Origin of the sequence: Curtobacterium sp. S6, from assembly GCF_000710345.2 — a bacterium.
GTDB lineage: Bacteria > Actinomycetota > Actinomycetes > Actinomycetales > Micrococcaceae > Rothia.
Genome location: NZ_KL537414.1, coordinates 270,941 through 297,038, shown reverse-complemented (window position 1 = coordinate 297,038; position 26,098 = coordinate 270,941). Strand labels below are relative to the sequence as shown.

Here is a 26,098-nt window from a genome sequence, read left to right as displayed (position 1 = left end):
TCCGTCGTGGTTCGCGGGAGATCAGTCGTGCATCGGTATCAGCACCGGGTCCCCGGTCTGCGGGTGCGTCAGCCGGCACACGGGCTGGTGGTACACGTCGTCGATGCGCTCCGGGGTCAGCACGTGCCCCGGCGGGCCGTCGGCGACCAGGCGGCCGCCGTCGAACATCAGGATCCGGTCGGCGTAGCGCGAGGCGTGGTTGAGGTCGTGAAGAACGACGACCACGGCGGCCCCGTCCTCGGCCCGCTTCTTGGCCGAGCGCAGGAGTTTTTCCTGGTGGTGAAGGTCCAGGGCGGCCGTCGGCTCGTCCAGGAGCAGAATCGGGGTTTCCTGGGCGGTCGCCCTCGCGTACCCGACGCGGGCCCCCTCGCCTCCGGAAAGCGTCGTGACGTCACGCTTCCTGAGCGGAGTGAGGCCGGAATCCTCGAGGGCCTCGTCGACCACCCGGCGGTCCCGTTCGCGGTCGACGTCGTGGGGTAAGCGGCCCATCTCGACCGCCTCGTGGACGCTGAAGGAAAAGTGCGTGGTCTGCTGCTGCAACATGACGGCCCGCTCCCGGGCCAACTCGAGGGGCCGCCAACGGCCCGCCGCACGGTCGCGCAGAAAGACCGTGCCGTCGCTGGGTTGGTGATCCCCGGACAGGAGCCCGAGCATCGTGGATTTACCGGCCCCATTGGGCCCGATGATCGCGGTGAAGGTCCCCGGCGAAATCTCGAAGCTGACGCCATCCACCAGGGTCTTCTTCCCGATGCGGTAGCTGACCGAGTCGACCCGGATCATGCGATCCTCCTCTTCTCGCGCAGGATCAGGAACAGGAAGAACGGCGCTCCGACCGCCGCGGTGAACAGCCCGATCGGAATCTCGGTCGGCGGGTTAATGGTCCGCGCGGCCGCGTCGGCCGCGACCACGAGGATCGCACCCGCGACGGCCGAGGCCGGAAGCAACGCCTTGTGCCCCGGGCCCACCACGAAACGCATGATGTGCGGAACCACCAACCCCACGAATCCGATGGACCCGGCGAAGGCCACCGCCGCCGCCGTCAACAGGGCCGTGGTGGCCACGATGAGGAGCCGGCTGACGGCGACGTTCAGGCCCAAATGCTGCGCTTGGCGCTCGCCAAGGGTCAGGACGTCCAACGTCGTGGACAGCCGAAGCACCAAGAGCATCCCGACGACGAAAATCGGTGCGACTCCGATCAGCTGCGGCCAATCCGCGCGCCCGAGCGAACCCATCTGCCAGAACACCAGCGTCTGAAGCTGGGAGTCGTCGGCGATATAGGTGAAGAACCCCACGAGGGCCTGGCAGGCGGACCCCACCGCGATGCCGACCAGCAACATGCGCGCGGTCCCGGTGGTCCGGCCCGGTCGGGCCAGGACGTAAATCAGCCCGGTCACCCCGAGCCCCGCGACGAAGGCCCCGAGCGGCACGACCCACTGGGTCGCGAATCCGCCGGCGAGCACGATGGCCCCGACCGCTCCCACCGAGGCGCCGCTGGTGACCCCCACGATTCCGGGATCCGCCAGCGGGTTATTGAAGAGGCTCTGCAGAGAGGCCCCCGCGACGGCGAGGGAGGCCCCGACGACGACCGCCAAGAGGGTCCGGGGAACCCGCAGCTTCCACACGACGGAGGCGTCCCGCTGGCTGATGGAGTCGTCCCCGCCGAGGATCGGCGGCGACATCAGGATGTGCCACACCTCCCCCAGCGGAACCCGGAGGGGCCCGACGGATATCGCGACCACCACGAGCCCCGCCAAGACCACCAACCCCACGATCAGGGTGACGGGCAGGGGAAGGCGGCGGACTTCCTCGGCGACGGCGGAGGAACGGACGGAACTCATCTGCGATCAGTTCTCCGAGATCGCCCGGGCCAGGGCCTGCGCGCCGGCGCCGATCTCCGGGCTCGAGTACCGGATCTGGGCGTCGGGCATGACGATGATCTTTCCCGCCTTTCCGGCCTTGGTCTCCTTCAACGTCGGGAAGGCCTCCCACACGCCGTCTTCTCCGCCCCACTTCTGGTAGTCGGACTCGGCCATGACGATGACGTCCGGATCCGAGGCCAGGATTCCTTCGTTGCTGAATTCCCTCGACAGACCGCGAAGCCCGCTCTCGGCACCCACCGATGTCATGCCGAGGCTCTCGATCATTTCCGTTCCGGGGGTTCCGGTTCCGGCGACGGAATTGGCCCCGCCCGCTCCCGTCGCGGTGATCTGAATGACGCTATGGCCCTGCAGGCCGTGGTCCTTCACGGTGTCCTTGGCCTTGGCCATGTCTTTTTCCACGGAGTCGACGAGCTTCACTCCGGCGTCGTGGGCTCCGACGTAATCCGCCACGGCCTGAAGCTTTTCGCTCTGCGTCGCCTGGTCGTCCACGACCACGGCCGGCGTTCCCGCGTCGCGGAACTGCTGTGCCACCGAACCGTGCCTCTTGGTGTTATCCCCAATGAACAGCGTTCCGTCCAGGGCGAGAAGGCCCTCGGTCCCGGTTTGCTTGGTGTATTCGAAGTGTTCGGGGGCGTCCTTGCCGGCCGGGGAGGTGCTGTCCTTCGACGCGGCGTAGATCTTGTCCTTCAGGCCCAGCGCCTCGAGGGTCGAGGAGATGCCGTCACCGGCGGAAATGATCTTGGAATCGTCCGTGACCGTCACGCTGGCTCCGGTTGCGTCCGTCACCGTGGTCGGGAGTTTGGTCTCCGCGTGAATTCCCTGGAAGTCGGTGGTGCCGACCGCGTGCTTCCACCCCGCGGGCAGCTTCAGGTCCTCGCTGTGCTCGCCGCCCGCCGAGGAGGACGCCGAGCTCGACGAAGACGCGGCCGAATCCGAGGAACCACACCCGGTCATCACGAGCAATCCCACGCTCAGGGCCGCGGCGGCACCCGAGGCCCGCAGGCCTCGCATCCCGACGCGGCCGCGATCGGACGAGGGGTTCGCGAGCTTGCTGGACATGGTTCCTCATTTCTTGGCCGGACGGCCTTTTCGGGGGGGCGAATGACGGCGTGGCAAGTCACCCTCGCTCACACCTTTGAGAAGGCTAACCAAAGCCTTGGTCGAATGTCCACGATATCTGAACCTTCCGGCACGACGACGCTTGATGACGGGAATTGCGCCCGGACGCGTTGTTCGGACTTGAAGGGCCCGGGATATTCGGTTAGTTTTTTGTAGCGTAATTCGTGGGGCGCCTCGGGTGGTCGACACGATGCCGTGACCAGGACAAGGATCCTCCCCATGAACACCATCCCCCCTGCTCGTCGGGACGGCGCGTGGACCGACGAACGCTCCATCGCGAGCGCTTTGTCCCAGGCCGGGCCCGGGGAAACCGAAGAATTCTGGAGGTCCGTCGCCGAGAGCGGGACTCCCCTCAGGGGCCGCGATCCTCGATCCACGACCTTCGTGTGGCGGGGGCCCCACGCCCGGGACCGATCGGACGGGTCCACCGCGGTGCATCTGTCCATGAACCGGGTCACCGATAAACACCGCTACGAGAACGGGTACATGCGCCACGTCCCGGGCACGGACATCTGGGTGCGAACCCTCGACCTCGACCCTGATCTGAGCGTCAGCTACGGATTCACCCCGCTGGGCCCGGGCGAATCACCGCGTCCGGGGCCGCCGCGGTTCGATGCCTACGACCGATTTCTCGACCCCTTCAATCCCACCCCGCCCCTGGTCCGCTCGGGTGACAAGGGGCTGTCGCTGCTCCACGGCCCGCAGGCCTCTCCCCAACCCGAATGGTGCGACCACTCCCGCCGGCCCTTAGCCGGTCAGGTCCGGCGTGAGGCGCGCCGCCTGACCGCACGCGACGGCGACCGCACGCGGCCCCACTGGTTGTATCTGCCGCCTTCCGGCACGACCACGGGGAGGTCCGGCCCCCTCCCCCTGCTGACCATCTTCGACGCCGAGACCTGGTTCGGCCGCCTGGATCTCCCCCGGGCCCTCGAGGCGGCCGTCCAAACGGGCCGGCTGCCCCCGCTGGCGGTTCTCGGAATTGCCAACGAGAGCACGGCAGATCGCATCGCAAGCCTCGGCGCGAATTCCGATTTCCTCGGCAGCGTCGTCGGATCATCCGTTCCCTGGGCCGTGTCCTCCATCGTCGCGGCGGGTTTCGTCCCGCCCGGGAGGGCCGAGCGGGTCATCGCGGGGCAGAGCCTCGGAGGGCTTTCGGCCCTGGTCTGCGCGCTCGAATTTCCGCGGGCCTGTGCGCACGTACTGTCCCACTCGCCCTCGATGTGGTGGACCCCCGATGGCACGTCCAAACCCAAAGACCTGGGGTCCGTTCCCGAGGAGGACTGGATCGTCCGTCGATTTTCGGAGGGTGCCGTTCACGACGTCTCCGTCTCCCTGGCGGTCGGCAGTCTGGAAGGACCCTCGATTTCCCACGTCCACGCCCTCGACCGGGTGGTGAGGCAGCGGGGGTGGGCCGCATCCTCGCGGATGTACCCCGGGGGTCACGATTTTGCCTGGTGGCGGGAGGCCCTCTTCGACGGCCTCGAAGCGGCGTTGGGTGAGGCTCGATGACCTCGTCATGGCCCAGGGACCCCCAGGAATTCCTACCGTGGAGGAGAATCAGTTGGCATTGCCGATCATCCCGTCCTATCGCCTCGGTCCGGAGCCGACCTGGGCCAACCGGACCAGCTGGCGGCTGGACCCGGCCCGGGCGCTTCTGTTGGTACACGACATGCAGAACCACTTTGTCCGGGCCTTTGACCGAGCCCCCGAGTCCCAGATAGAGACGGCGATCGACGAGATCGCCGCGCTGTTGCGCACCTGTCGGCGTGTCGAGGTTCCCGTCGCCTACACGGCGCAACCGCCGGGTCAGGCCCCCGAGGACCGGGGGCTCCTGACCGACTTTTGGGGTCCCGGGATGACCACCCGGGATTCAGCGCGCATCGTCGAGGAGCTCGCCCCGCGCGAGGACGACGTCGTGCTCACCAAGTGGCGGTACAGCGCGTTCTATCGCAGCGATCTGGAACATCGGATGCGCAATGCCGGAAGGGATCAGCTCGTCATCACCGGGGTGTACTCCCACATCGGCTGCCTGACCACGGCCCTCATCGCCTTCATGCACGGCTTCCAGGTATTTTTCGTGGCGGATGCCCAGGCGGATTTCTCCCCCGAGCGGCATCGCATGGCCGTCGACTACGTCGCCTCGTGCTGCGGGCAGGCCTGCACCAGCCGCGACGTCGACGCCGCCCTCAGCGGCCAACGCGCCCTGGACGAGGGGGTGGTCTCGTGACGCCTCGCCCCGATGTCGTCATCGTGACCGGCGGCAGCGGCGGCATAGGCCGCTGCGTCGCGCGCCTGATCGAGCAGCGAGCCTCGGACCACGGGCACGCCGAGGTCGTTTCGGTGGACCGGGTCGCGCCGGCTCGTGAGGACGGCATCAAGCATCTCGACCTCGACATCACGGATCAGGCGGCCGTGGACCGGCTGATCGAGGACCTCGCCGCATCACATCGGCTACGGGCCGTGGTCAACGCGGCGGGAGTCATCGCGACCGGCGCGGCCGTGGAGCTGTCTCAGGATCAGATCCGGCGGATGATCGAGGTCAACGCGTTGGGGGTTGTCAACGTGTCCTCGGCCGTCGCCCGCGCCATGATGCGCCAGGGCGGCCACCGCCCGGGTGCCCGGCCGGAACGGACCATCCTCACGATCGCCTCGAACGCGGGGACGGGACCCCGGGCCGGATTTGCCGCCTACGGCGCGAGCAAGGCCTTCGCCTCTCACTACACGCGCAGTCTCGGGCTCGAGATCGGGCCGCGAGGCATCCGCTGCGCCGTGGTCAATCCCGGCACCACGAGGACGCCCATGGTCGATGCCCTGTGGGCCGGGGCGGATCGGTCCGCCGAAGCCATCGCCGGCGACCCGTCGCTGTACCGCGCGGGCATACCGCTAGGCCGCGTGGCCGATCCCGAAGACATCGCGGAGGTCGTCGAGTTTTTGCTCTCACCCCGCGCGGCCCACATCACCGCGACCGAGCTGACCGTCGACGGAGGAGCAACCCAGAGGTGAGCGTTCACCCCCGGGCGCTCCCTTCCGCCGAACGGGTCATCGTGGCCGATCACATCATTCTCTGAGCCCCCGAGAATTCTCCCTGGGAGTCCCACTGCTTCCAATCGACGATCGAGACGCTCGTGGATTCGTTCGGGGCGTGAATCATCTTTCCGTCGCCGATGTACATGCCGACGTGATGCACCGCGCCGGTGCCACCGGGTTTCGCGAAGAAGAGCAGGTCGCCGGGCCGCAGGTCCTTCTCGGCCACCGACGTACCGTATTCCGCCTGCGCGTCGGCATCGCGCGGAATGTTGATGCCGTGGGCGCGGTACGCGTTGTAGGTGAAGCCGGAGCAGTCGTATCCGTACGAGGACATCCCGGCCCACAGGTAGCGCAGACCCAGGAATTGCTTCCCGGTCGCCACGACGTCCTCGCCGCTCGGTCGCGGTGGCCTCTGCCCCGGCAGATACACCTCGACGTCGTCGGCCGACACCGTGCCTCGCCCGCCGTCCGGCAGTGCCACCGTGACGGCGTCGCCGTGATGGCCCACCACGGGCAGTTCGGTGTTGAAGCTGAGGTTGAGCTCGCCGCCGGCCGGGCCGGATTCCCCGGTCAAGCCCGCCTTCTTCGCGGTCACCACGGCGCGCGGTGACTGGGCCCGTTGTTGCGCGAAGGATCCGTTGTCGACCAGCTGCCGGGTCGGAACCCAGCCCGGGTAACCCCGCGGATCCCGAGGCGTATCTTGGCCGTGGACGACCACCTTGGCCCAGTCCCCGGAAATCTCGTCGACCTCGACCTCGCTGCCGTAGAGGGCCTGCGTCTCGAGGTGGCCGGTCAGCCAGCCGCGCGTGTCGGTATCCTCCATATTCGCGTTCCACCGGTCCAAGTCCACGGGGTTCGTGGTCGAGGGCCGATCGATGTCCCTGGCGATATTCGGCTCGGTCCACAGCGTGGCGACCTCGGTGTCGACGTATGCGGTGTCGCCGACGGAAATACCGCCCTGGTCTTCGGTCTTGTGGGTTCCGGACTGCGCCACCGCCGCCGTGCCGGTCGTGGTGCAGGCCACCGCTAATGCCAGCGTCGCGACGATGATTCGTGGGGTCTTCATGCGAATGATCCTTCCGTGAGTGAATCGTCCAGGTCTATCCCTAGCCCCGGGCGGTCTGAGAGTCGGAGGCTTGCGCCGTGACGCGCGTATCCCCCGGTTATCCGGGAATCCTTGATCCATTCGGCCGAATCGAGGTCCACGATGGTGATGGCCGGGTGGGCCATGGTCAGGTGCATCGCCGCGGCGATGGACGGTCGAGGCTCCATCATCGCGCCGATCATGCAGCCCATCTCGGCGGCCTCGGCCAGGTGGGCGATCGCGAGGGCGGGCCCGATCCCGCCGCATTTGGCGAGCTTGATATTCAGCAGGTCCGCGGCCCCCCGGCGAATGATCTCGAGGGCGTCCCGTGGCGTCGCCACGGATTCGTCGGCCATGATCGGGGTGTCGACCGCCGCCGTGACCTTGGCCAGGCCCACCAGGTCGTGCTTGGGCGTCGGCTGTTCGACCAGGTCGATCGGAAGACCGGCGTCCTCCAATCGGCGGATCGCGGAGATGGCCTCCTTGGCGTTCCAGCCTTGATTGGCGTCCAACCGGAATCGGGCCCTGGGAACCGCCTCGCGGATGGTCTCCAACCGGTTGACGTCCCGCTGCCAATCCTGGCCGAGCTTGATCTTCAGGATCTCGAACCCGTCCGCCCATGCCGCGACGGCTTCCTTGGCCATGCGGTCGGGATCCGCCAGGCTCACGGTCATGTCGGTCTCGAGGGTTCCGGCGGTGTTTCCGCCCAAGGCCGTGGCGAGCGGAACCCCCAGGCCGGAGGCCCAGGCGTCGTGGAGGGCGACGTCGACCGCGGCCTTCGCGCTCGTGTTGCCCTGGCAGCACGTCGCGACGGCATCCGCGGCCTCCCGCAGGCACAGGTCCCGCCCCGTCAGGGAGTCGAAGATCGGCCCGTTGATCGTCGCGAGGATCGAGGCGACGGACTCCCCGGTCACCGCCCAGGTTTCCGCGGTGGTGCCGATGCCTCGGGCACCGTTGTCCAGATCCACCTCGACCAGGACGCCCTGGACGGAGTCGACCCTGCGGCGCGAGGTGACGAACGGACGTTTGAGCGGGCCGCTGTACGGTCGCGCGCGGAGGTCGGTCAGTCTGAACCGACCGTCGGCCGAGAGGGACCCGTTGCTTGGTGCGCGTGTCGTCTCGCTCATCACAGCACCGCCAAGACCTGGGCGGTCAGCAGACCGAAGAATGTGCCCGCAAACGCCCCGATCAGGGCGAAGAGCACGCCGACGGGGACGAGCTGACGGTTGAAGGCGCTCGCGACCACCGGGGCGGAGGCGATACCACCGATGTTGGCCGTGCTGGCCACCGCGAGGCTGAACAGTTCGGTCCGGGTCAGCTTCGCGTAAACCACCATGATGACGATGTGAACCACCATCACGATGACGCCGGCGACGAGATACAGCGGCGCCTGCGTCAGGGACGCGAAGTCCGACTGCGAGGCGATGATGCCGATGATCATGTACAGCATGACCATCGCGACCTCGCTGGATCCGGCCACCGCGCCCAGCTTGGTCGAACCGATCACCAGGCCGAGCACGCTGACGATCAGGATCGTCCAGGTGCTGCCGGTGACGACCACGCCGATCTCGGGCAAGAGCTCACCGATCTTGGTCGCGAACGCCGAGATGAGGATGCTGAATCCGATCACGCACATGAGCGACGCCTGATCGATCGGCTTCTTCGCGACCTCCTCTTGGTTGCCCGAGTGCTCGTCCAGATAGCTCGTATCGGCCTTGGTCCACGCGTTGAATTTCTCGGAAATCGAGACCGACCCGAACATCACGAGGAGCCATACCGAGTAGATGATGGTGTCGACGATCAGCACGTACCCGAAGACGTCCTGCGGCGCCTGGAGGATCGACTGGACCGCGACCATATTGGCCGATCCGCCCGTCCAGGAAGCCGAGAGGGCGCCGAGGGCCTTCCACGCCTCGGGGTCCAAGGTCTTCTGCAAGACCAGGTAGGCGACCACGAAACCCAGGAAGATGCTGAAGGCCGTGACCACAAAGGTCAGCAGGAGCTTCGGGCCGAGTTTGATGATCTTGCGGACGTCGCACTGGAACAGCAGCAACAGGATCATCGCGGGCAACAGCGCGTCCTGGACGGAGGCCCCGGTGGCGGCGACGTCGTCCGTTTGCTCAAAAACGCCAAAGGTGTTCATGAGGGCCGTGATGATATACATCAGCACGAAACCGGGCACGTACCGGAAGAAGGCGTAGCGCGTCCTCTTCTCTAGGTACACGATGACGGCGGCCAGCCCCAGAAGCACCCCCAGGTAGAGGAATCCTTCGGTGATCATGGTGGTATTTCCTTCCCGCACCTCGTGACAAAGAAAAAGCCGGAAACACGGGACCATGAGGTCTCGATGTTTCCGACTGGATCCGGCCCTCGGGAAAGGGCCAAGCAATCAGATGTGCTTACTGCTCGGTGACGGCGACCCCGCGATACTTGGCCGCCGCATTGCGCAATGCGGTGATCAGGGCTCGCTGGGACGAACCGTGGTATCTGGCGGAGATCTGCTCGACCAGACCCTCCTCCTCCAACAGGTTGGCCCCGACGATCAAGCTCCGGACGAAGCTATTCGTCAGGGCCAACGTCGCCGTGCATTCCGCATCGAGGATTCGGTGGGTTCCGCGATCGACCACGATCCCGATGAAGAACAGGCCGAACTGGTTAGTGATCGGGTTGTTCGACGGGGATTTCGCTTCGCCGGTGACGAAGATCGAAGAACACATGGTCAAACCTTAACCCAGATCACAGTGATTGCGCACACGTTACGACGCGGGAACCTCGTCGGCGATGCCGGTCCCGACCCACGTGGTCACGGTTTCCCGCTCCGCGAGGTCCGCGGCGAGCCGCTGAACCTCGCCGGCGGTCACGGCCCGGATATTCTGGTGCAGCTCGTCGAGATCGGTGAAATGGCCGGTATCGAGTTCCGACCGGCCCAACCGCGACATCCGCGATCCGGCGTCTTCGCTGCCGAGGAGGGTCGCGCCGCTCAGCTGGCCGGTGACCTTATCCAGCTCGGTGTCGCTCATGCCGTCGTGGGCCAACCGATGCAACTCGTCCCGCATGAGCCCGACGACCGCGGGCGCCTTGTCGGCCGTGCACCCCGCGTACATGCCGAAGTACCCCGCGTCCGAGTACGATCCGCCGAAGGAGAAGGTGTTGTACGCGAGCCCCCGCTTCTCCCGGATCTCCTGGAAGAGACGCGAGGACATGCCGCCTCCCAACGCGGCGTTGAGCACGGACATCGTGAAACGTTGGGGCGAGCCCGCGATCAGCCCGGTGCTTCCGATGATCACGTTGGCCTGTTCGAAGGCCCGGTCGACGACGTGGTCGCCAACCTGCGGCGTCAACGGCGCCGGCCGACGCACCCGGCGCGGGGCCGGTATCGCCGACTCCTTCAGGTCCCAGCCGGAGCGCTCCAAGGCGTCGAGCACCTGGCGCACGACGTCGCGATGTTCGAGCCCACCCGCGACGGAGATGACCAGTCGATCCGGCGAATAGTGCCGTGAATAGTGGTCCCAGACCGCCTCGCGCGCCACCGAGGTGATTTCCGACGGGGTGCCACCGATCGGCCGCCCCAACGGGTGCTCCCCCATGATCTTCGCGGTGAAGTTCTCGAAGGCAACATCGGTCGGATCGTCCAGATCCATCGCGATCTCCTCGAGGATGACCCCGCGCTCCTGTTCGAGTTCCTGGGGGTCCAGAACCGCCGAGGTCACCATGTCGGCAATCACGTCGACGGCCATCGGGAGGTCTTCCGAGAGCACCCGCGCGTAGTAGCAGGTGTGTTCCTTCGCCGTCAGGGCGTTGGACTCGCCGCCTACCGCGTCGAAGGCCTCGGCGATCTGCAACGCGTTGCGGCGGGTGGTGCCCTTGAAGAGCAGGTGTTCGAGGAAGTGGGTGGATCCGTACATCCCGGCTTCCTCGTCCCGGGATCCCACACCGACCCAGAAGCCCAGCGCGACGCTGCGCTGTCCCGGCATGCGCTCGGTCAGGACCCGGACGCCGCCGGGAAGCACCGAGCGGCGCACCTCGTTGCCGCCCTCGCCCGCCCAGACGAGGCGCCCCTCCTGCGCGTGCATCTCCTCGGTCAGGTCCTCGGGTTCGAGCCCCAATGTATACGGCATGTCGGCTGGTCGTTCCTCACTGGTCGGTCACGGTGGTCGGGGCGCGCTCCGCGGGGTCCCGGCGATCAGTCTAGGGTACGGAGCGCACGGTTCTCGACGCGACGAGGCCCCGGCCGAATTCGCGGGGGAATTCGGCCGGGGCCTCGTGGTCGGGCGGGAGATTAGTCCTCGTCGTTGCCGGCGGCGCCGGCCTCGTCCTCGGCGACCACCGGGGCGAGCGACAGCTTGCCGCGGTCGTCGACCTTGGTGATCTCGACCTGGACCTTCTGGCCCACTCCCACGACGTCTTCGACGTCGTTGACGCGGTTGCCGTCGTTGAGCTTACGAAGCTCCGAGATGTGCAGCAGACCGTCCTTGCCGGGGGTCAACGAGATGAAAGCGCCGAAGGTCGTGGTCTTGACGACCGTGCCCAGGTAACGCTCGCCGATCTCGGGGACCTGCGGGTTGGCGATCGCGTTGATCGCCGACCGCGCGGCCTCGGCCGACGGTCCGTCCACGGCCCCGATGAACACGGTGCCGTCGTCCTCGATCGAGATGTCCGCTCCGGTGTCTTCCTGGATCTGGTTGATCATCTTGCCCTTCGGGCCGATGACCTCGCCGATCTTGGAGACGGGCACGTTCACGGTGATGATGCGCGGGGCGAACTCGCTCATCTCGTCCGGGGCGTCGATCGCCGCGGTCAACACGCTAAGAATGTGCAGGCGGGCCTCGCGGGCCTGCTTGAGGGCCGAACCCAGCACGGAGGCGGGAATGCCGTCGAGCTTGGTGTCCAGCTGGATCGCGGTGACGAACTCGGAGGTTCCGGCCACCTTGAAGTCCATGTCGCCCAGCGCGTCCTCGGCGCCGAGGATGTCCGTGAGCGCGGCGTAACGGGTTTCGCCGTCAACCTCGTCGGAGACCAGGCCCATCGCAATGCCCGCGACCGGCGCGCGCAGCGGCACACCGGCGTTGAGCAACGACAGGGTCGAGGCGCACACGGAGCCCATCGAGGTCGAGCCGTTCGAGCCCAACGCCTCGGAGACCTGGCGGATCGCGTAGGGGAATTCCTCGCGCGACGGCAGGACAGGGGTCAGGGCGCGCTCGGCGAGCGCTCCGTGGCCGATCTCGCGGCGCTTCGGCGAACCGACGCGACCGGTCTCACCGGTCGAGTACGGCGGGAAGTTGTAGTGGTGGATGTACCGCTTGGACTTCACGGGCGACAGCGAATCGATCTGCTGCTCGAGCTTGAGCATGTTGAGCGTCGTGACGCCCATGATCTGCGTCTCGCCGCGTTCGAAGATGGCCGAGCCGTGCACGCGCGGCAGGACCTCGACCTCGGCGGTGAGCTGACGGATGTCGGTGAGCCCACGACCGTCGATGCGGACCTGATCCGTGAGGATCCGCTGACGCACGGTCTTCTTGGTCAGGGCGTTGAAGGCGCCGTTGACCTCGTCCAGACGGCCTTCGAACTGCTTGCCCTCTCCGGCGAGCTCTTCGACGATCTCCTTCTGAAGGTTCTCGGAGGCCACCTCGCGATCTTGCTTGGCCGCGATCGAGTAGACGTCCTTGACCTTCTGGGCGAACTTGGACTCGACGACCTCGGCGACGTCGTCGCCGTAGCCACCGAAGCGCTCGATTTCCATCGTCGGCTTGCCGGCGCGCTGGGCCAGGTCGGACTGGGCGTCGCACAGCGCCTTAATGAAGGGCTTGGCGGCCTCGAGGCCCTCGGCCACGACGTCCTCGGTCGGCGCGGTGGCGCCGGACTGGATGAGGTTCCAGGAGTCGTCCGTGGCTTCCGCCTCGACCATCATGATCGCGACGTCTTCGGTTCCGTCGGCCTTGGTCACGACGCGACCGGCGACGGCCATGTCGAACACGGCGTTCTCGAGCTGGGAGTGCTTGGGGAATGCGACCCACTGGCCGTCAATCAGGGCGACGCGGACGCCACCGACGGGGCCCTGGAAAGGCAGACCGGACAGCGTGGTGGACATCGACGCGGCGTTGATCGCCACGGTGTTGTAGATCTCGTCCGGATCGATGGTCAGAACCGTGACGACGACCTGGACCTCGTTGCGGATGCCCTTGCCGAAGGCGGGGCGCAACGGGCGGTCGATCAGGCGGCAGGCGAGGACCGCGTCCGTCGAGGGGCGTCCCTCGCGGCGGAAGAACGAGCCGGGGATGCGGCCCGCGGCGTACATGCGCTCTTCGACGTCCACCGTCAGCGGGAAGAAGTCGAATCCTTCGCGCGGGTGCTTGCCGACCGCGGTCGCGGACAGCATCGTGGTTTCTTCGTCGATGGACACGAGCGTCGAGCCCGCGGCCTGCTGGGCCAAACGGCCCGTTTCAAAACGAACGGTGCGCTGACCGAACTTGCCATTATCGATGATGGCTTCTGCGTACTGAATCTCGGGACCCTCCAAGGGTCACCTCCATTTCTTGATTGTTCGCGCGAACCCGCCTCGACTCGGTCTTCGATCGAGGCCCACGGATGAATCGTCATCCGGAAGCCACTACCGAGGACCGTGAGGAGAGGCCGGGGTCCACGCTGTTTTCCTATTGGACCCCCGGGTTCCTCCCGCGGGGTCCGCGGCACGGAGTTCCGTGCTCACGAAGAGAGAAGGCGGTGCCGCTCTCGGTCCCTAGTCTTCCATGAATGGAGACTCAAAGCCCGAAAGCAGCACCGCCGCTCACGCTCATCGTTGTTATCGGCGAAGGCCGAGACGCTGAATCAGCGTACGGTAACGCTCGATGTCGATCCGGCGCAGGTAGCCGAGCATGTTGCGGCGGCGACCGACCAGGATCATGAGGCCACGACGCGAGTGGTGGTCGTGCTTGTGGGACTTGAGGTGTTCCGTCAGGTCGCTGATGCGACGAGTCAGAACCGCAACCTGAACCTCGGGCGAACCGGTGTCGCCTTCGCTGGTTGCGTACTCTTTAATGATTTCCTGCTTGACAGCGGGATCCAATGCCACTGAATAACTCCTAGAGTTAGTGCCGTGAACCACCCGATACGGTGTCTGCCGCCGGGAACCCCTGCGTCGCGGACAGTCCCGGTCTGGACAAAGCCAGCCGAGGATCACGACGCGAGGGACGTCTGGCAACCACGGACTGCAGCCAGACGTACCCCTACTCTAGCGGAAGGACGCCCCCTGTCGGAAGGCCAACGGCGCGCCGCGGCGATTCCGCGGTGTGAGACTCGCGACCCGAACGTGACAGCATGGCGACCATGATTGATTTCTCCGAACCCGCCGACCGGGTCGCTCCGCAACTCCTCGGGGCCATCCTGCGCCGCGGCGGCGTGACGATTCGCCTCACCGAGGTCGAGGCGTATCTCGGCACCGCGGACCCGGCCTCCCACGCCCACAAGGGCCCTACCCCCAGGTGCCGGACGATGTTCGGCGCCCCGGGCCACCTGTACGTCTACGCCTCATACGGAATTCACCGCGCCGGAAATCTCGTGTGTTCGCCCGACGGGACGGCCAGCGGTTGTCTCATGCGCGGCGGAGAGGTGATCGAAGGGATCGACATCGTCCGGGCGCGTCGCGGGCCCACGGCCCCCGACGCCGGCCTCGCCCGCGGCCCCGGGAATCTGGGGGCGGCGCTGGGCCTCACCCTGTCCGACGACGCGACCCCGGTCCATTCGGTCTCGGGCCGGGACCCGGAGGCCGAGCGGCAACGCGAGGCCCACCCCGACACGGACCTCTGGATCCAGGAAGCGCCCGGGCCGGTCGAGATGGTCAGGGGTCGACGGATCGGCATCAGCAAAAACGCCGATGCCCCGCTTCGCTACTGGATCCCGGGCGACCCGACCGTCAGCTCCCCTCGCTCCCTGCGCGTGGCCCTCGAGGTCCTCTAGCCCTGGAGCTGCTCGGCCTCGTACGCGGCGACGGCTCGCTGAAGCCTGTTCACGCCCTCGACGATGTCTTCCTCCGCGTTGGTCACGAAGGACAGCCTCATGGTGTTGCGGATGCTGGTGTCGACGTGGAACGAGCTCCCGGGCACGAATCCGACGCCTTCCCGCATCGCGTAGGGCAACAACGTGTCCGTGTCATAGGCCTCGGGCAGCTCCGCCCAGAGGAACATGCCGCCCTGCGGCGTCGTGACGCGTGATCCGGCCGGCAACGCGCGCGGGAGCTCCCGCGCCATCGCGTGGCACCGTTCGCCGTAGACACGCAGCTTTTCCTCGTCGGAGCGATGGGTTTCCGGGTGCGCCAGGTAGTAGGCGGCCGCGTACTGATCGACCGTCGAACTGTGCAGGTCGATCGCCTGCTTCGCGACGATCATCGCGTCCCGGATCGAGGACGGCACGCGGGCCCAGCCCAGTCTGATCCCGGGGGCCACAGACTTGGAGAAGGTCTGCAACAGGGCCGTCTGCTCGGCCATCCCGTCCAACGAACAGATCGCGTCCAACGCTTCGCCGGAGTACCGCAGGCTCGAGTACGGGTCGTCCTCGATGAGCATCGTTCCGGTGGCCAACAAGACGTCCGCGACCGCGCGTCGACGCTGCATCGACATCGTCCGGCCGCTGGGGTTCTGGTAGCTGGGGATCAGGTAGACGAGCTTCGGGTCGTGCTCGGCGATCGAGGATTCCAGGCTGTCGGGGATCATGCCTTCCTCGTCGCAGTCCACCGCGACGAATCGGGCCCCCGAGAGCCCGAAGGTCTGCAGCGCGGCGAGGTACGTCGGGTCCTCAACGAGGATCACGTCACCCGGATCGACCATGACCTGGCCCATCAGCGTCAGGCCTTGCTGGGATCCGGTGGTGACCAACAGGTCGTCGGCTTGGGTCGGGATTCCCTCGACCGTGAGGTTGGCCGCCAGGATCTCGCGGAGTTCACGCTCTCCCTCGCTCGAGGAATACTGCAGCGAGCGCTCTGGCCGATCCAGGGAAGCCTGGTACGCGGCGCGAATGGCCTCGAGGTCGAAGTACTCGGGGTCCGGAATTCCTCCGGCGAAAGAAATCACGCCCGGCCGGCTCACCAGGTCCAGGAGCGCCCGGACCGGGGAGTCTTCTGTCCCGGCGAAATTGCGGGAGAGCCTGGGGATGAATTCTGTGACGCCCGTGGTCATTGTTCCTCTTTCAGATCATGCGGTGGTGTGGTGGTGTCCATAATGTCTCATATATCGATACGGAGCGCGGGGAGGCGCTCAGGCGGCGGTTCTCGTGGCGACCACGAAGACTCGCCGGAACGGCATCACGGTCCCGTGCTCCTCGGCCCGGTAGGCCTTCCGCAGCGCGGCCCGGTATTCCTCGCTGAACCGCTCCTTGTCTGGGGAGGGAAGAGCGTTGAGGACCGGACGCGCCCCGGTCGCGGAGATCCACTCAAACACCGGGTTCTCCCCCTGCAAGACGTGCAGGTACGTGGTCTCCCAGGCGTCTACCCGCCACCCCGGCCGGGACAGGTCCGCGAGGTATTCGTGGGCCCTGATCACGGTATCCCTGAGCTTCTCGGTGACGTGTCGCGCGTACTCCGGCTTGGCGGCGATCTGCCGCAGCAAGGCGTGCGATGGGGCATCGAAGTTCCCGGGAACCTGAAAAGCGAAGACCCCTCCCGGGGCGACCAGGTCGGCGATATCGGGCAGGAAGTCACGGTGCCCGTCGATCCACTGGAACGCGGCGTTCGAGATGATCAGCTCGGGGGCCGGTTGCCCGCCCTCCCCGCGGGCCGCGGCGCGGAGCCACTGCCGCACGTCGGCAAGCTCGTAGTCGGAATGCGCGCCTGCCCGCCGACGTGCCTCCTCGATCATCGAGGGGCTGTTGTCGACGCCGTGCACGTGCGCCTCGGGCCATCGGGCGTGCACCAGCGGGGTGTCCGTTCCGGGCCCGCACCCGAGGTCCACGACGCGTCGCACGCCCTCCAGGGGAACCCGCTGCAGGAGATCCGCGAGCGGGCGGGATCGTTCATCGCCGAATTTCAGGTACTGCGTGGGGTCCCACGCGGCACCCGCGGCGTCCCCGCGCCTGGCCGGTTCTTCCGGATGGCGTGCCATCGGGGCGTCAGGCCTAGTCTCGCCCGGAGGCCTTGACCCCCAGGTCCCGGCCGAGAATTGCCGAGGCGGCACCGGTCGCGGCCGTGACGGCGAAGACGCTCGGCCAGGCGCCGAGCTTCTTGGCCAACGGGTGTGAGAGGCCGAAGGACAGGACGTACACGCCGGTCAGGGCCGCGGCGGTGCCCGTTCCGGCATTCTTCTGCCATCCGCGGAACGCGGCGGCACCCGCGGCGGCGAGGACGGCGCCGCCCAGGGGGCGATTTCCGGTGGCTCGGGCCACGCCGTAGCCACCGATCAGTCCGGCGGTCGAGTAGAGGGTGGGGGCGGTTGCAGACATGGCGGTCCTTTCGTCAATGAATGTGCTTCCTCTGGTATAGCTCACCGTCCTGGACGTTCGCCAATGAGCCCTCCGGCTCGTCACACAGGCGCAGGTTCGCAAAAGTCGGCGGCGCCCACCCCGGGAATTCGCGCGAAATGGCCGCGGCCGACCGACGAACGCGCTCCCTGGTCACATCGATGATCCTCGGATAATCCGCCGCGATCTCCGGCTTCCGGCGGGCATCCACCCGCTCCCCGTTCTGGACGAGCACGACGCCCCGCCGACCCCCGTCCACGGCGTTCTGCCGCATGACCGCGTGAGCGGTGGTGCCGGATCCGGCGAAAAAGTCCAGGACCATGCTCTCCGGACCCGTCGCGACCCGCAGGAGCCGCTGCATGAGCTCGACGGGCTTCGGCGTCTCGAAGACGCCCGTGGTGCCGAAGAGTTTCCGCAGTTCGGCCCGGGCGCCGTGGGTATGGCCGGCGGCCTCGCGCCCCCAGAGCGTCGTCGGCACGGCTCCCGGACGCACGTCGGACAGATAGCGCTTGAGCTGCGGGCCGCTCGTCCCCGTAGCACCCCAGTAGATGCGCCCTTGGGCGATGAGCCGCACCATGGCCTCCCGGGATACCGACCAGGACCTACCCTTCGGGGGCCGGTGCGCTCGCCCCGTCGAGGGGTTGACCACGGGATAGTCGCGGTCGACCCGATAGGTGCGCACGGACAGATCGCTGGCCCGATACCTCCCCCGGCCGTCGCCGTCGTCGTGGCGATACGGTCGATCCATGCGCTCGGTGCGCGGAAGCAGCCCCCAGGAGCGGCCCGGGCTGGCGTAGATCAGGATGTATTCGTGGACCGCGGAGAAACCCTTCGCGTCGTTCGCGGGGGCATATTTCTTCTCCCACACGACCGTCGCCACAAAACATTCCTCGCCGAAGACCTCGTCCAGGAGCAGCCGCAGCCTGGGGGCTTCGTGGTCGTCGATCGAGATGGCCACCACGCCCGATGCGTCGAGCAGCTCGCGCGCGAGCAGAAGCCTCGGATACATGAGGTCGAGCCAGAGGGAATGACGGCGCCCGGCGCTCGATCGGGCCCCTGAGGCCTCGCGCCCCGACGCCGCCCGGTCCTCGCTGGCCTGCGATCGCCGGAAATCGTCACGATAGTCGGCGCACGTCCCGGAATTATAGGGAGGATCCGCGTAGATGAGGTCGAAGGCCGCCGCGTGGGTTCGGGCGAGGACCTTGAGGGCGACGAGGCTATCCCCCTCGATCACCACGTTGCGATCGGGGTGAGCCGGCCGGCCGTCGAGAGCGGTGAACCGGGCCCGCGCCGGAGCCTCCGCGAGCGCGCGGGCCGCGGCCTTCCCCGGCCAGGTCAGACCGTAGATTTCTGTACCGTCGCCCGACCGCGGTGGTTCGGTCTCGTGCAGCACCCTTGCCCCCTCGATCGCCCGCCGTGTACACTTTGCATCACAGGATAGCGAAGTTTCGCAAAGTGCACTTGGTAGACCTGACCCGCAGGCGAACCGATTCTGGTGCAATGACTTCCGACTCCCTCGACCGCGACACCGCTCAGCGGCTGGGGAGTCTCTTGCAGACCTACCGCGCCGATCTCGGCATCTCTCAGGAAAAGGTCGCCTTGGAGGCCGGCATCTCGCGCCAGCACTATCAACAGATGGAATACGGCTACAGCGACCGCGCGAGCCGGAGCCCCTCGAATCCAAAGTTGCGCTCTCTGATGCGCATCGTCGCGATCTTGCAGATCCCCCGCGAGGAGGTCCTCGACGCCATCTGGCCCCAGGAGGCGCCCCTGCCGCACGACGCCGTGGACGTCGATTCCTGAGCCACGTTACGGATCGTGCCCCGTCGGTCTGTCCCCCTGCGCACTTCTGCGCGACAATTGGTTCATGCAGAAGATGAATGTCGAATCCTTCAATCTGGACCACACCAAGGTCGCCGCACCCTATGTGCGCATCGCCGACCGCAAAGAGCTTCCCGGCGGTGACACGCTCATCAAGTACGACGTGCGCTTCGCCCAGCCGAACACCGACCACCTGGACATGCCGGTCGTCCACTCGATCGAGCACCTGACCGCCGAACACATGCGCAATCACACCGATGCGCTGATCGATTTCTCCCCCATGGGATGCCAGACCGGCTTCTACGCCCTGACCCTGGGCCTGGAGCCCGACGCTTTCCTGCCGGTTCTGGAGGAGACCTTCCGCGACATCACCGAGGCCGAGGAGGTTCCGGCGGCCAACGCGACGCAGTGCGGCTGGGGCACCAACCACACGCTCGCCGGCGCCCAGGACGCCGTCCGCGAGTTCCTGCGCCGGCGTGACGAATGGTCCGAGGTCTACGCGTGAGCGCCTCGGCCACGCTGAACTTTCCCGAGGACGTCTCGCGCAGGATCGACGGCGGGGTCGTCGTGCAGGTCGCCATGGACGAAGAAGCGCGTCCTTTCCTGGACCGATGCACGCGCTTGGGCGAGCCGGTGGACTTCGGCCGGGCCCGGTTTACCGCGCTCGACCACGACGGGCAGCCGATCCTCCTGGTTCGCTCCGGGATCGGGCTGGTCAACGCCGCGAGCGCCGCGACGAGCGCGATAGCCGCGTGCGCGCCCCGGGCCGTCTTCTCGGCGGGTAGCGCCGGCGGGCTCCGCGCGGACGTCGAGGTTGGCGACGTCGCGGTGGGAACCACCTACACCTTCACCGACGCGGACGCGACGGCCTTCGGCTACGAACGAGGCCAGGTTCCGGGAATGCCCGTGGACTACGCCTCGGATGCCCTTCTCCTGGCGGCGGCTCGGGGCCTCCCGGCCGAGGAGGGCACCCACCTGGTCGGCCCGATGCTCGCCGGCGGTTCCTTCGTCACCGCCGCCAACGTCAAGGATGCCCGGCAAATGTTTCCCGAGGCGCTGTCCACCGACATGGAGACCACGGCCATCGCGCAGGTCTGCTCCTCCCACGACGTGCCGTTTCTCTCGGTGCGCGGCATCTCGGACCTGTGCGGCCCCGCAGCGGACCAGGATTTTCACATGGCCGTCGACGTCGTGGCGGAGCGATCCGCCCGCGTCGTGCTGAAGACCATGGCCCTGAGCTCGGAAGCCACCGACTGATCGCGGAGCAATCCGCTGGATCGACTCACCGTCCACACCATTCAAGGAGACCGATAATGAAGACGTACACCATGCGTGACGGTCGCGATATTCCCGCGATCGGCTACGGCACCTACCCGATGTCCGATGCTGAGGCCGAGGCCAATGTGGCCGAGGCGATCATCCGGGGGCACCGCCTCATCGACACCGCGGCGCAGTACGGCAACGAGCGCGGGGTCGGCCGGGGCATCCTGAACTCCGGGGTGGACCGCGAGGAAATCTTCGTGACCACCAAGCTCGCAGGGAAGGACCACGGCTACGACACGACCATCGCCGCCGCCAAGGAATCCCTGCGGACGATGGGCCTGGACTACGTGGACCTGTACCTGATCCACTGGCCGAATCCCTCGGTCAACCTCTATGTCGAGTCCTGGAAGGCGCTCATCGCCCTCAAGGAAGAAGGGCTCGTCCGGTCGATCGGCACCTCGAATTTCCTCCCGGAACACATCGACCGGTTGGAGGAGGAAACCAGCGAGATCCCGGTGGTCAACCAGATCGAGCTGCAGGTCCGGCAGCAACAAGAAAAGTGGCGGGCCTACCACGAGAAGAAGAAGATCGTGACGGAAGCCTGGTCGCCCCTGGGCCGCATGCAGAACCTCGAGGAGACCCCCGAGCTGGGCGATATCGCCGACACGATCGGTGTGACCCCGGCGCAAGTCGTTCTGCGGTGGATGGTCCAGAACAAGATCGTGCCGATTCCGAAGACGTCGACGCCGGCCCGCATGGAAGAGAACCTCAACGTGTTCGACTGGGAGCTCAGCGACGAGCAGATGAAAACCATTGCGCTGTTGCACACGGGCATCGGGCTCAAGGGCTTTGATCCCCGCACCCACGAGGAATTCTGATCCCCGGCCGGCCCACGGATACGCGCAGGCCCCCTCGAGACGATGATCTCGAGGGGGCCTGCGCGTATCCGTGCTAGCTCCGGGGTGCTCCGGGGACCGGACCCGAGGATGAGCTCTGACCCAAAACCGCCCACGCGTCGTCGACGTCCTGGGCCATCTGCCGGATCAAGGCGTCCATGCCTTCGTAAGCGACCATGGGCCGCAGATGCGCCACGAACTCGAGGAGCACGTTCTGTCCGTAGAGGTTGAAGTCTTCGACCTCTTCCTGCGGACGGCCCATCACGTGCGCCTCGACCTGACGCGATACCCCTTCGAAGGTGGGGTTAGAGCCCACGGAGATCGCGACCGGCCAGCGCAACCCGGCCTCGTCGTGGAGCCATCCGGCGTAGACGCCGTCTGCCGGGATGAGCCCGTCGGAGCCCGGTGCCATGTTGGCCGTGGGAAATCCCAGCTCACGCCCGCGCGCGGCGCCGTGGACCACTTCGCCGCGCATCCGGTGGAAGCGACCCAAGAGCTTGGCGGCCGTCTCGACGTCGCCGGCGGCCAACAGCTCGCGGATCCAGGTGGAGGAGCATCGGCGATGCGGGGCGTCGCCGGTCAGCTCGCCGAGGTCGTTGTCGGTGGACAGGTCCTCGACCACCACGACGTCGAACCCGTATTCCTCCCCCAGCGCCTGCATGGTCTCGAGATCGCCCGAGTTGTGCCGACCGAACCTCACGTCGGCCCCGATCACGACCTTTTTCGCGGCGAGGCCCTCGACGAAGGTCTGGCGAATGAAGTCCTCGGGGGTCTGGTGAGCGAACTCCAGCGAGTACGGAAGTAGCACGAGCGCGTCGAGCCCCAGCTCGTCGAGGAGATCCAGGCTGTCGCGCATTCCCATGATCGGGTAGTGCGGAACATCAGATCGGTGCACGAGCGCCGGATGGGGGTCGAAAGAAATCGCCACGGCCTTGAGGCCCGCGGCACGGGCCTGCTCGACCACCGTCTGAATGACGCGCGTATGGCCGCGGTGGACGCCGTCGAAATTTCCGATGGTCACCGCCGTGGCCCCGAAGTCTTCCGGAACCTGGTCCAGACTCCTGAAACAGTCCACAAATCTCCTTGGATGATGAGCCGACCCGGTCCTCGGGTCGCGGGCTCATTCTAGTCTGTGCCGACCGGTGGTTTCCGGCCGGTGCCCCTACGAACGCCGCGCGCGCTTCTTTCCGCGCTGGGCCTCGGCCGAAGGCGACGCTCCCTGCGTCATGTCTCGCCGGATGCGATTTGCCTTGGTGACCCACGCGTGCCACACGAGCAGGCACGGCGGGATCACCAAATCCAGGACCATGAGAACGATCATGAGGGCGTTCGGAAGGCCAAAAATCGCCCACGCCAGGATCCGGCCGATGCCGCCCATGAAGATCATGAGGCACACGAACCAGAGCACATTCGCCCACTTAAACTTGATCGCGATCGCCACAAACGCGGCGCCGACCCCGCACAGCACGGCGGCCATGGCTCCGTACGAGCCCGCCACGGTCGCGCTGGGGCGTTCGGTCTCGCCCGGAAGCGCCGTGGTTCCCGCGACGATCTGCCACACGCCGTAGGCGATGATGGCCAGTCCGTACAGGGCGACGACCGTCCGGAAGAGCCCCCAGTCCTGCTGCTTGGCCTGGCCTGGGCGTGATGACTTCTGGGAATTCTTGGTGGTCGTCCCGCGAGAGGACCGGCCCGATGCGGCGTCGCCGGCCGCGTGGCCCGCGGGCTCCCCCGCCCGGGGACGCTCGGCTCGTCCGGGGCCGGCCACCCGATCGGTCGGCTGGGCATTCGACGGTGCGGATTCGGCGGCTCGTCCGGCCCACGGGCCATCCGAGCGGGGCCCGGGGGTCCCGCCGTTGTCCGGCGTTGGGGGTGTCGTCATCGTGATTTCCCTTCTCATACGGTGACTGCTGTTGCTTACCACTCTAGAGCGGAGACGGCACGGCCGGGTTCAGCGTGCGCCGGTGGCGGGCCGATTCCGATACAACCACAGCAGCCCGACGATCGGCAGAACCAGGGGGACGTAGCCGTATCCGGCCCCGAAATGGGACCAGACCGAGGCCAGGGGGAAGAGGTCGGGCCGCACGAGGGAGAAAATGCCAACGGCGATCACGCCGAGGAATTCCACGACGATCGCCCAGACCGCCGACCAATACGAGCCGACTCCTCGACGCGCGAGCGAGACGGTCGCGAAGATATAGATGGCCGCCGCGATGCCCGACAACGCAAAGGAGACCGGGGCTTCCTGGAACTTCACCAGGATCTGGTAAAGCGCGCGTGCGCCCGCGGAGAGCGAGAACACGGCGTAGACGGCCACGAGGATCATCCCGGGGCCGCGGGACTTTGCGGAGGGGCCCCTGCGCTGGGGCGTTGGCCTGGTCTCGGCGTCATTCTTCAAGGGTTTCGAACTTTCTATGCTTCGGTGGGCGGTGGGACGGCGTCCGGGCTCAGTAGTAGTACCAGAGCACATTCATCCGCTGAACCATCACGACGATGATCGGCCCGGCCACCGCCAACATCAGGGTGGACCATCGCGTCCGCTCGGTCAGGGACCAGATAAAAGTTCCCGCGGGGATCAGCATGGCCGTCAGGAGGTAACCGTAGTATTCCCAGGCGTCTCCCGAGGGCCCGTCGGTGACGACCTGCATCACGATCGAGCCGACGAGGTAAACCAGCAGGAATGCCTCGAGGATCAGGACGGAGCCTTGGGACAGGTCATCCGGGGCCTTGCCTCGGAAGAATTGGATCAGGCACGTCAGGGCGGCCACCGCGCCGAGAACCGCGGCGATCCAGAACCAGAGGTCGTAACCGGCGATCACGGGTTGGGTCCTTTCTCGTCGGTCGCCTCAAAGGATCGGCCCGAGGCGAACACCAGGTGCGGCACCGCGACCGGACGCCCGCGCCGCGCCTGATTCTGCGCCAAGGCCACGAACGTTCCGTCCGGGGCGTAGGCCGCGGCCAGGTGGTTCGCCGGCACGACATCGTTGGCCCCGGAGGGCCTTCCCGCTTGCGGCAAGCCGGGTGTGGGCTCGATCCAGCGTCCGTGGGAAAGCGCCGAGGCCTCCTCGGCGGTGAGATCGCGGCGGCGGAAGAGCCGGTCGGCAGCCTCGGCCATCGGCAGCATGGGCAGCTCCCGGCCGTGTTGTTGCCTCTCCTCCAGGTCCGGCAGGGTCGCCGCATCGCCGATCGTGACCTCGCCGATCGACGTCCTGCGCAGGCTCGTCAGATGAGCACCCACGCAGAGGGCTTCCCCGAGGTCGCGGGCCAGCGCGCGAACGTACGTTCCGGAGGTACACCGCACGGACACGTCTACGTCGAGCACCGCGTCTGCCTCATCGGTCGTCGCCTCCCGGAGCCCGTGGACGTCAAAGGCGTGAACCGTCACGGGGCGGGCGGCGAGCTCGACGTCCTCCCCCGAGCGGACCCGGGCATAGGACCTCACACCGTCGACCTTAATCGCCGATACCGCGGAGGGAACCTGTTGAATATCCCCCGTCAGATGCGCCACTGCCGCCTCGACGCGGGAACACTCGAGGCCCCGCACGCGGTCCTCGGCGGCGGTCGCGGTCACCTCGCCTTCGGCGTCGTCCGTGACGGTCGATTGGCCCAGGCGAATCGTGGCGTCGTAGGTCTTCTCCTCGCCGCTGACCCAGGTCAGGAGCTTGGTCGCCTGGTTAATTCCCAGGATGAGCACTCCGGTGGCCATCGGGTCCAGCGTGCCGGCATGGCCCACACGGCGGGTCCCGGTGATGCGTCGCATCTTGGCCACGACGTCGTGGCTGGTCCACCCGTGGGGCTTGTCGACGACGATCAGGCCCGCCGGGCCGTCCTGTGCATTGCGCCGACGTGCCACCTACTCGGGAGCTTCCTCTGATCGGGCCGCCTGGGAACCGGAATCCGGGTCCCCTCCGGTGGTGCCGAAATCTTCGTCGACCGGATCGTAACCGTCTCGCAGACCGCCGACGTCCTGCCGCGCTTCGTCGATGTGGCGGGTTGCGGCGGTCTCCGGCTCGTCGTCCTTCTTGTACGGATCGGCGTCCCCGGCGTAGCTCTTGCCGCGGGCGGCCTCGGCCAGTTCCGCATCCCGCGCGCGTGCTTCCCGGAGGATGCCCTCCAGGTGGCTCGCGTTGACCGGGACCTCGTCCGGCACGAAGGTCAGGGTCGGCGTCAGGCGTGCCGTGATGTTCTTGCCGACCTCAGAGCGGAGAATGCCCTTGGCCGACTCGAGCGCCGCTCGCGTCCCCGCCTGCTCATCTTCGGTGCCGTAGACCGTGTAATAGACGGTCGCGTGCTGCAGATCATTGGTCACGCGCGCGTCGGTGACGGTGACGAATCCGAGCCGCGGATCCTTGACCCGCCGCTCGAGGGCCTGGGCCACGATGACCTTGATGCGGTCCGCCAAGCGGGCCGCGCGGGCTGCGTCAGCCATGTTGTCTCCTCAGGTCGCCGCGTCGTCATTCGACGCGATGGTCATGGGTGGTGTCCGTAAAAACGGGCCGATGTCCAGGGTACCCCTGGACATCGGCCCGATACTTCACGAGTCGTCGACGACTCGTGTGCGACCC

Annotated in this window: 28 protein-coding genes; 8 read left to right on the top strand and 20 right to left on the bottom strand. The window is 67.0% G+C overall.

The genetic code is table 11. The annotated features are described in order from the left end of the window. Window positions 1-21: 21 nt before the first annotated feature. Genes CURSPS6_RS10725 through CURSPS6_RS10715 form a run of 3 tightly spaced genes read right to left on the bottom strand, consistent with a single transcriptional unit; the run spans window position 22 to window position 2,939 of the window. Window positions 22-780: a heme ABC transporter ATP-binding protein gene (locus tag CURSPS6_RS10725; protein ID WP_030016068.1), complete on the bottom strand. Its 759-nt coding sequence runs from the start codon at window positions 778-780 to the stop codon at window positions 22-24. Then, window positions 777-1,838, bottom strand: coding sequence for a FecCD family ABC transporter permease (locus CURSPS6_RS10720; protein WP_035811077.1), 1,062 nt, complete (start codon window positions 1,836-1,838; stop codon window positions 777-779). Before CURSPS6_RS10720 ends, CURSPS6_RS10725 begins: the two co-directional genes overlap by 4 nt. Before the next feature lie 6 nt (window positions 1,839-1,844). Then, a complete protein-coding gene (locus CURSPS6_RS10715) occupies window positions 1,845-2,939 on the bottom strand; it encodes a heme/hemin ABC transporter substrate-binding protein (RefSeq protein WP_235503757.1) in 1,095 nt (364 codons plus the stop codon). Window positions 2,940-3,218: 279 nt separating this feature from the next. On the opposite strand from CURSPS6_RS10715, the gene CURSPS6_RS10710 reads away from it, so the two are divergent. Genes CURSPS6_RS10710 through CURSPS6_RS10700 form a run of 3 tightly spaced genes read left to right on the top strand, consistent with a single transcriptional unit; the run spans window position 3,219 to window position 6,002 of the window. Beyond that, window positions 3,219-4,508, top strand: a complete 1,290-nt coding sequence (locus CURSPS6_RS10710; RefSeq protein WP_030016065.1) for an enterochelin esterase domain-containing protein — start codon at window positions 3,219-3,221, stop codon at window positions 4,506-4,508. Window positions 4,509-4,545: 37 nt separating this feature from the next. Then, window positions 4,546-5,226, top strand: a complete 681-nt coding sequence (locus CURSPS6_RS10705) for an isochorismatase family protein (RefSeq protein WP_235503756.1) — start codon at window positions 4,546-4,548, stop codon at window positions 5,224-5,226. Continuing rightward, the gene (locus CURSPS6_RS10700) at window positions 5,223-6,002 is read left to right on the top strand and encodes an SDR family oxidoreductase (RefSeq protein ID WP_030016062.1); all 780 of its coding nucleotides are present in this window, start codon (window positions 5,223-5,225) and stop codon (window positions 6,000-6,002) included. The genes CURSPS6_RS10705 and CURSPS6_RS10700 overlap by 4 nt, the downstream gene beginning before the upstream one ends. Before the next feature lie 49 nt (window positions 6,003-6,051). Here the strand turns inward: CURSPS6_RS10700 and CURSPS6_RS10695 are convergent, their stop codons facing one another. The 7 genes from CURSPS6_RS10695 to rpsO form a co-directional block, all read right to left on the bottom strand. Further along, window positions 6,052-7,092: a C40 family peptidase gene (locus tag CURSPS6_RS10695; protein ID WP_030016061.1), complete on the bottom strand. Its 1,041-nt coding sequence runs from the start codon at window positions 7,090-7,092 to the stop codon at window positions 6,052-6,054. Then, window positions 7,089-8,237, bottom strand: coding sequence for a dipeptide epimerase (locus tag CURSPS6_RS10690; protein ID WP_051687928.1), 1,149 nt, complete (start codon window positions 8,235-8,237; stop codon window positions 7,089-7,091). Before CURSPS6_RS10690 ends, CURSPS6_RS10695 begins: the two co-directional genes overlap by 4 nt. After that, window positions 8,237-9,391: a DUF819 domain-containing protein gene (locus tag CURSPS6_RS10685; protein WP_030016058.1), complete on the bottom strand. Its 1,155-nt coding sequence runs from the start codon at window positions 9,389-9,391 to the stop codon at window positions 8,237-8,239. The genes CURSPS6_RS10690 and CURSPS6_RS10685 overlap by 1 nt, the downstream gene beginning before the upstream one ends. Before the next feature lie 118 nt (window positions 9,392-9,509). Then, the gene (locus tag CURSPS6_RS10680) at window positions 9,510-9,827 is read right to left on the bottom strand and encodes a DUF3870 domain-containing protein (protein WP_030016057.1); all 318 of its coding nucleotides are present in this window, start codon (window positions 9,825-9,827) and stop codon (window positions 9,510-9,512) included. 39 nt (window positions 9,828-9,866) lie between these two features. Next, the gene (locus CURSPS6_RS10675) at window positions 9,867-11,228 is read right to left on the bottom strand and encodes a M16 family metallopeptidase (RefSeq protein ID WP_051687927.1); all 1,362 of its coding nucleotides are present in this window, start codon (window positions 11,226-11,228) and stop codon (window positions 9,867-9,869) included. Window positions 11,229-11,389: 161 nt separating this feature from the next. Next, window positions 11,390-13,627 carry a polyribonucleotide nucleotidyltransferase gene (locus CURSPS6_RS10670; RefSeq protein WP_030016055.1) on the bottom strand — a complete coding sequence of 746 codons (2,238 nt, stop codon included), beginning with the start codon at window positions 13,625-13,627 and terminating at the stop codon, window positions 11,390-11,392. A gap of 282 nt (window positions 13,628-13,909) precedes the next feature. Next, on the bottom strand, window positions 13,910-14,179 hold the full coding sequence (rpsO, locus tag CURSPS6_RS10665; protein ID WP_030016054.1) for a 30S ribosomal protein S15: 270 nt from the start codon (window positions 14,177-14,179) through the stop codon (window positions 13,910-13,912). Window positions 14,180-14,424: 245 nt separating this feature from the next. Between rpsO and CURSPS6_RS10660 the strand changes: the two genes are divergently transcribed. Beyond that, window positions 14,425-15,063 (top strand): DNA-3-methyladenine glycosylase, encoded by a 639-nt coding sequence (locus CURSPS6_RS10660; protein ID WP_035811076.1) that lies wholly within the window; start codon window positions 14,425-14,427, stop codon window positions 15,061-15,063. On the opposite strand, the gene CURSPS6_RS10655 is transcribed toward CURSPS6_RS10660, so the two are convergent. From CURSPS6_RS10655 to CURSPS6_RS10640, 4 genes are all read right to left on the bottom strand, one after another. Next, complete coding sequence (locus CURSPS6_RS10655; protein ID WP_030016052.1) at window positions 15,060-16,277, bottom strand: PLP-dependent aminotransferase family protein; 1,218 nt, start codon at window positions 16,275-16,277, stop codon at window positions 15,060-15,062. The two genes, CURSPS6_RS10660 and CURSPS6_RS10655, sit on opposite strands and share 4 nt — an antisense overlap. 78 nt (window positions 16,278-16,355) lie before the next feature. Then, window positions 16,356-17,198 carry a methyltransferase domain-containing protein gene (locus CURSPS6_RS10650; RefSeq protein WP_051687926.1) on the bottom strand — a complete coding sequence of 281 codons (843 nt, stop codon included), beginning with the start codon at window positions 17,196-17,198 and terminating at the stop codon, window positions 16,356-16,358. A 13-nt stretch (window positions 17,199-17,211) separates the two neighbouring features. Further along, window positions 17,212-17,535, bottom strand: a complete 324-nt coding sequence (locus CURSPS6_RS10645; protein ID WP_030016050.1) for a hypothetical protein — start codon at window positions 17,533-17,535, stop codon at window positions 17,212-17,214. A gap of 13 nt (window positions 17,536-17,548) precedes the next feature. Continuing rightward, window positions 17,549-18,946 carry a site-specific DNA-methyltransferase gene (locus tag CURSPS6_RS10640; RefSeq protein ID WP_051687925.1) on the bottom strand — a complete coding sequence of 466 codons (1,398 nt, stop codon included), beginning with the start codon at window positions 18,944-18,946 and terminating at the stop codon, window positions 17,549-17,551. Window positions 18,947-19,053: 107 nt separating this feature from the next. Here CURSPS6_RS10640 and CURSPS6_RS10635 point away from each other — a divergent pair, with 107 nt between their 5' ends. The 4 genes from CURSPS6_RS10635 to CURSPS6_RS10620 all read left to right on the top strand — a co-directional run bounded on the left by CURSPS6_RS10635 (window position 19,054) and on the right by CURSPS6_RS10620 (window position 21,515). Further along, complete coding sequence (locus CURSPS6_RS10635) at window positions 19,054-19,356, top strand: helix-turn-helix transcriptional regulator (protein ID WP_030016048.1); 303 nt, start codon at window positions 19,054-19,056, stop codon at window positions 19,354-19,356. A gap of 64 nt (window positions 19,357-19,420) precedes the next feature. Further along, complete coding sequence (locus CURSPS6_RS10630; protein WP_030016047.1) at window positions 19,421-19,879, top strand: S-ribosylhomocysteine lyase; 459 nt, start codon at window positions 19,421-19,423, stop codon at window positions 19,877-19,879. Then, a complete protein-coding gene (gene mtnN, locus CURSPS6_RS10625) occupies window positions 19,876-20,631 on the top strand; it encodes a 5'-methylthioadenosine/S-adenosylhomocysteine nucleosidase (protein WP_235503755.1) in 756 nt (251 codons plus the stop codon). The genes CURSPS6_RS10630 and mtnN overlap by 4 nt, the downstream gene beginning before the upstream one ends. A 56-nt stretch (window positions 20,632-20,687) precedes the next feature. Further along, window positions 20,688-21,515, top strand: coding sequence for an aldo/keto reductase (locus CURSPS6_RS10620; protein ID WP_030016045.1), 828 nt, complete (start codon window positions 20,688-20,690; stop codon window positions 21,513-21,515). 73 nt (window positions 21,516-21,588) lie between these two features. On the opposite strand, the gene CURSPS6_RS10615 is transcribed toward CURSPS6_RS10620, so the two are convergent. The 6 genes from CURSPS6_RS10615 to rbfA all read right to left on the bottom strand — a co-directional run bounded on the left by CURSPS6_RS10615 (window position 21,589) and on the right by rbfA (window position 25,962). Then, on the bottom strand, window positions 21,589-22,608 hold the full coding sequence (locus CURSPS6_RS10615; protein ID WP_035811075.1) for a bifunctional riboflavin kinase/FAD synthetase: 1,020 nt from the start codon (window positions 22,606-22,608) through the stop codon (window positions 21,589-21,591). Between the two features lie 87 nt (window positions 22,609-22,695). After that, the gene (locus CURSPS6_RS10610; protein ID WP_051687924.1) at window positions 22,696-23,415 is read right to left on the bottom strand and encodes a DUF4345 domain-containing protein; all 720 of its coding nucleotides are present in this window, start codon (window positions 23,413-23,415) and stop codon (window positions 22,696-22,698) included. 69 nt (window positions 23,416-23,484) lie between these two features. After that, complete coding sequence (locus CURSPS6_RS10605; RefSeq protein ID WP_235503754.1) at window positions 23,485-23,931, bottom strand: hypothetical protein; 447 nt, start codon at window positions 23,929-23,931, stop codon at window positions 23,485-23,487. A gap of 49 nt (window positions 23,932-23,980) precedes the next feature. Then, complete coding sequence (locus CURSPS6_RS10600) at window positions 23,981-24,352, bottom strand: hypothetical protein (protein ID WP_030016041.1); 372 nt, start codon at window positions 24,350-24,352, stop codon at window positions 23,981-23,983. Then, a complete protein-coding gene (gene truB / locus CURSPS6_RS10595) occupies window positions 24,349-25,386 on the bottom strand; it encodes a tRNA pseudouridine(55) synthase TruB (protein WP_030016040.1) in 1,038 nt (345 codons plus the stop codon). The genes CURSPS6_RS10600 and truB overlap by 4 nt, the downstream gene beginning before the upstream one ends. Then, on the bottom strand, window positions 25,387-25,962 hold the full coding sequence (rbfA, locus tag CURSPS6_RS10590) for a 30S ribosome-binding factor RbfA (RefSeq protein WP_082470468.1): 576 nt from the start codon (window positions 25,960-25,962) through the stop codon (window positions 25,387-25,389). Window positions 25,963-26,098 lie beyond the last annotated feature (136 nt).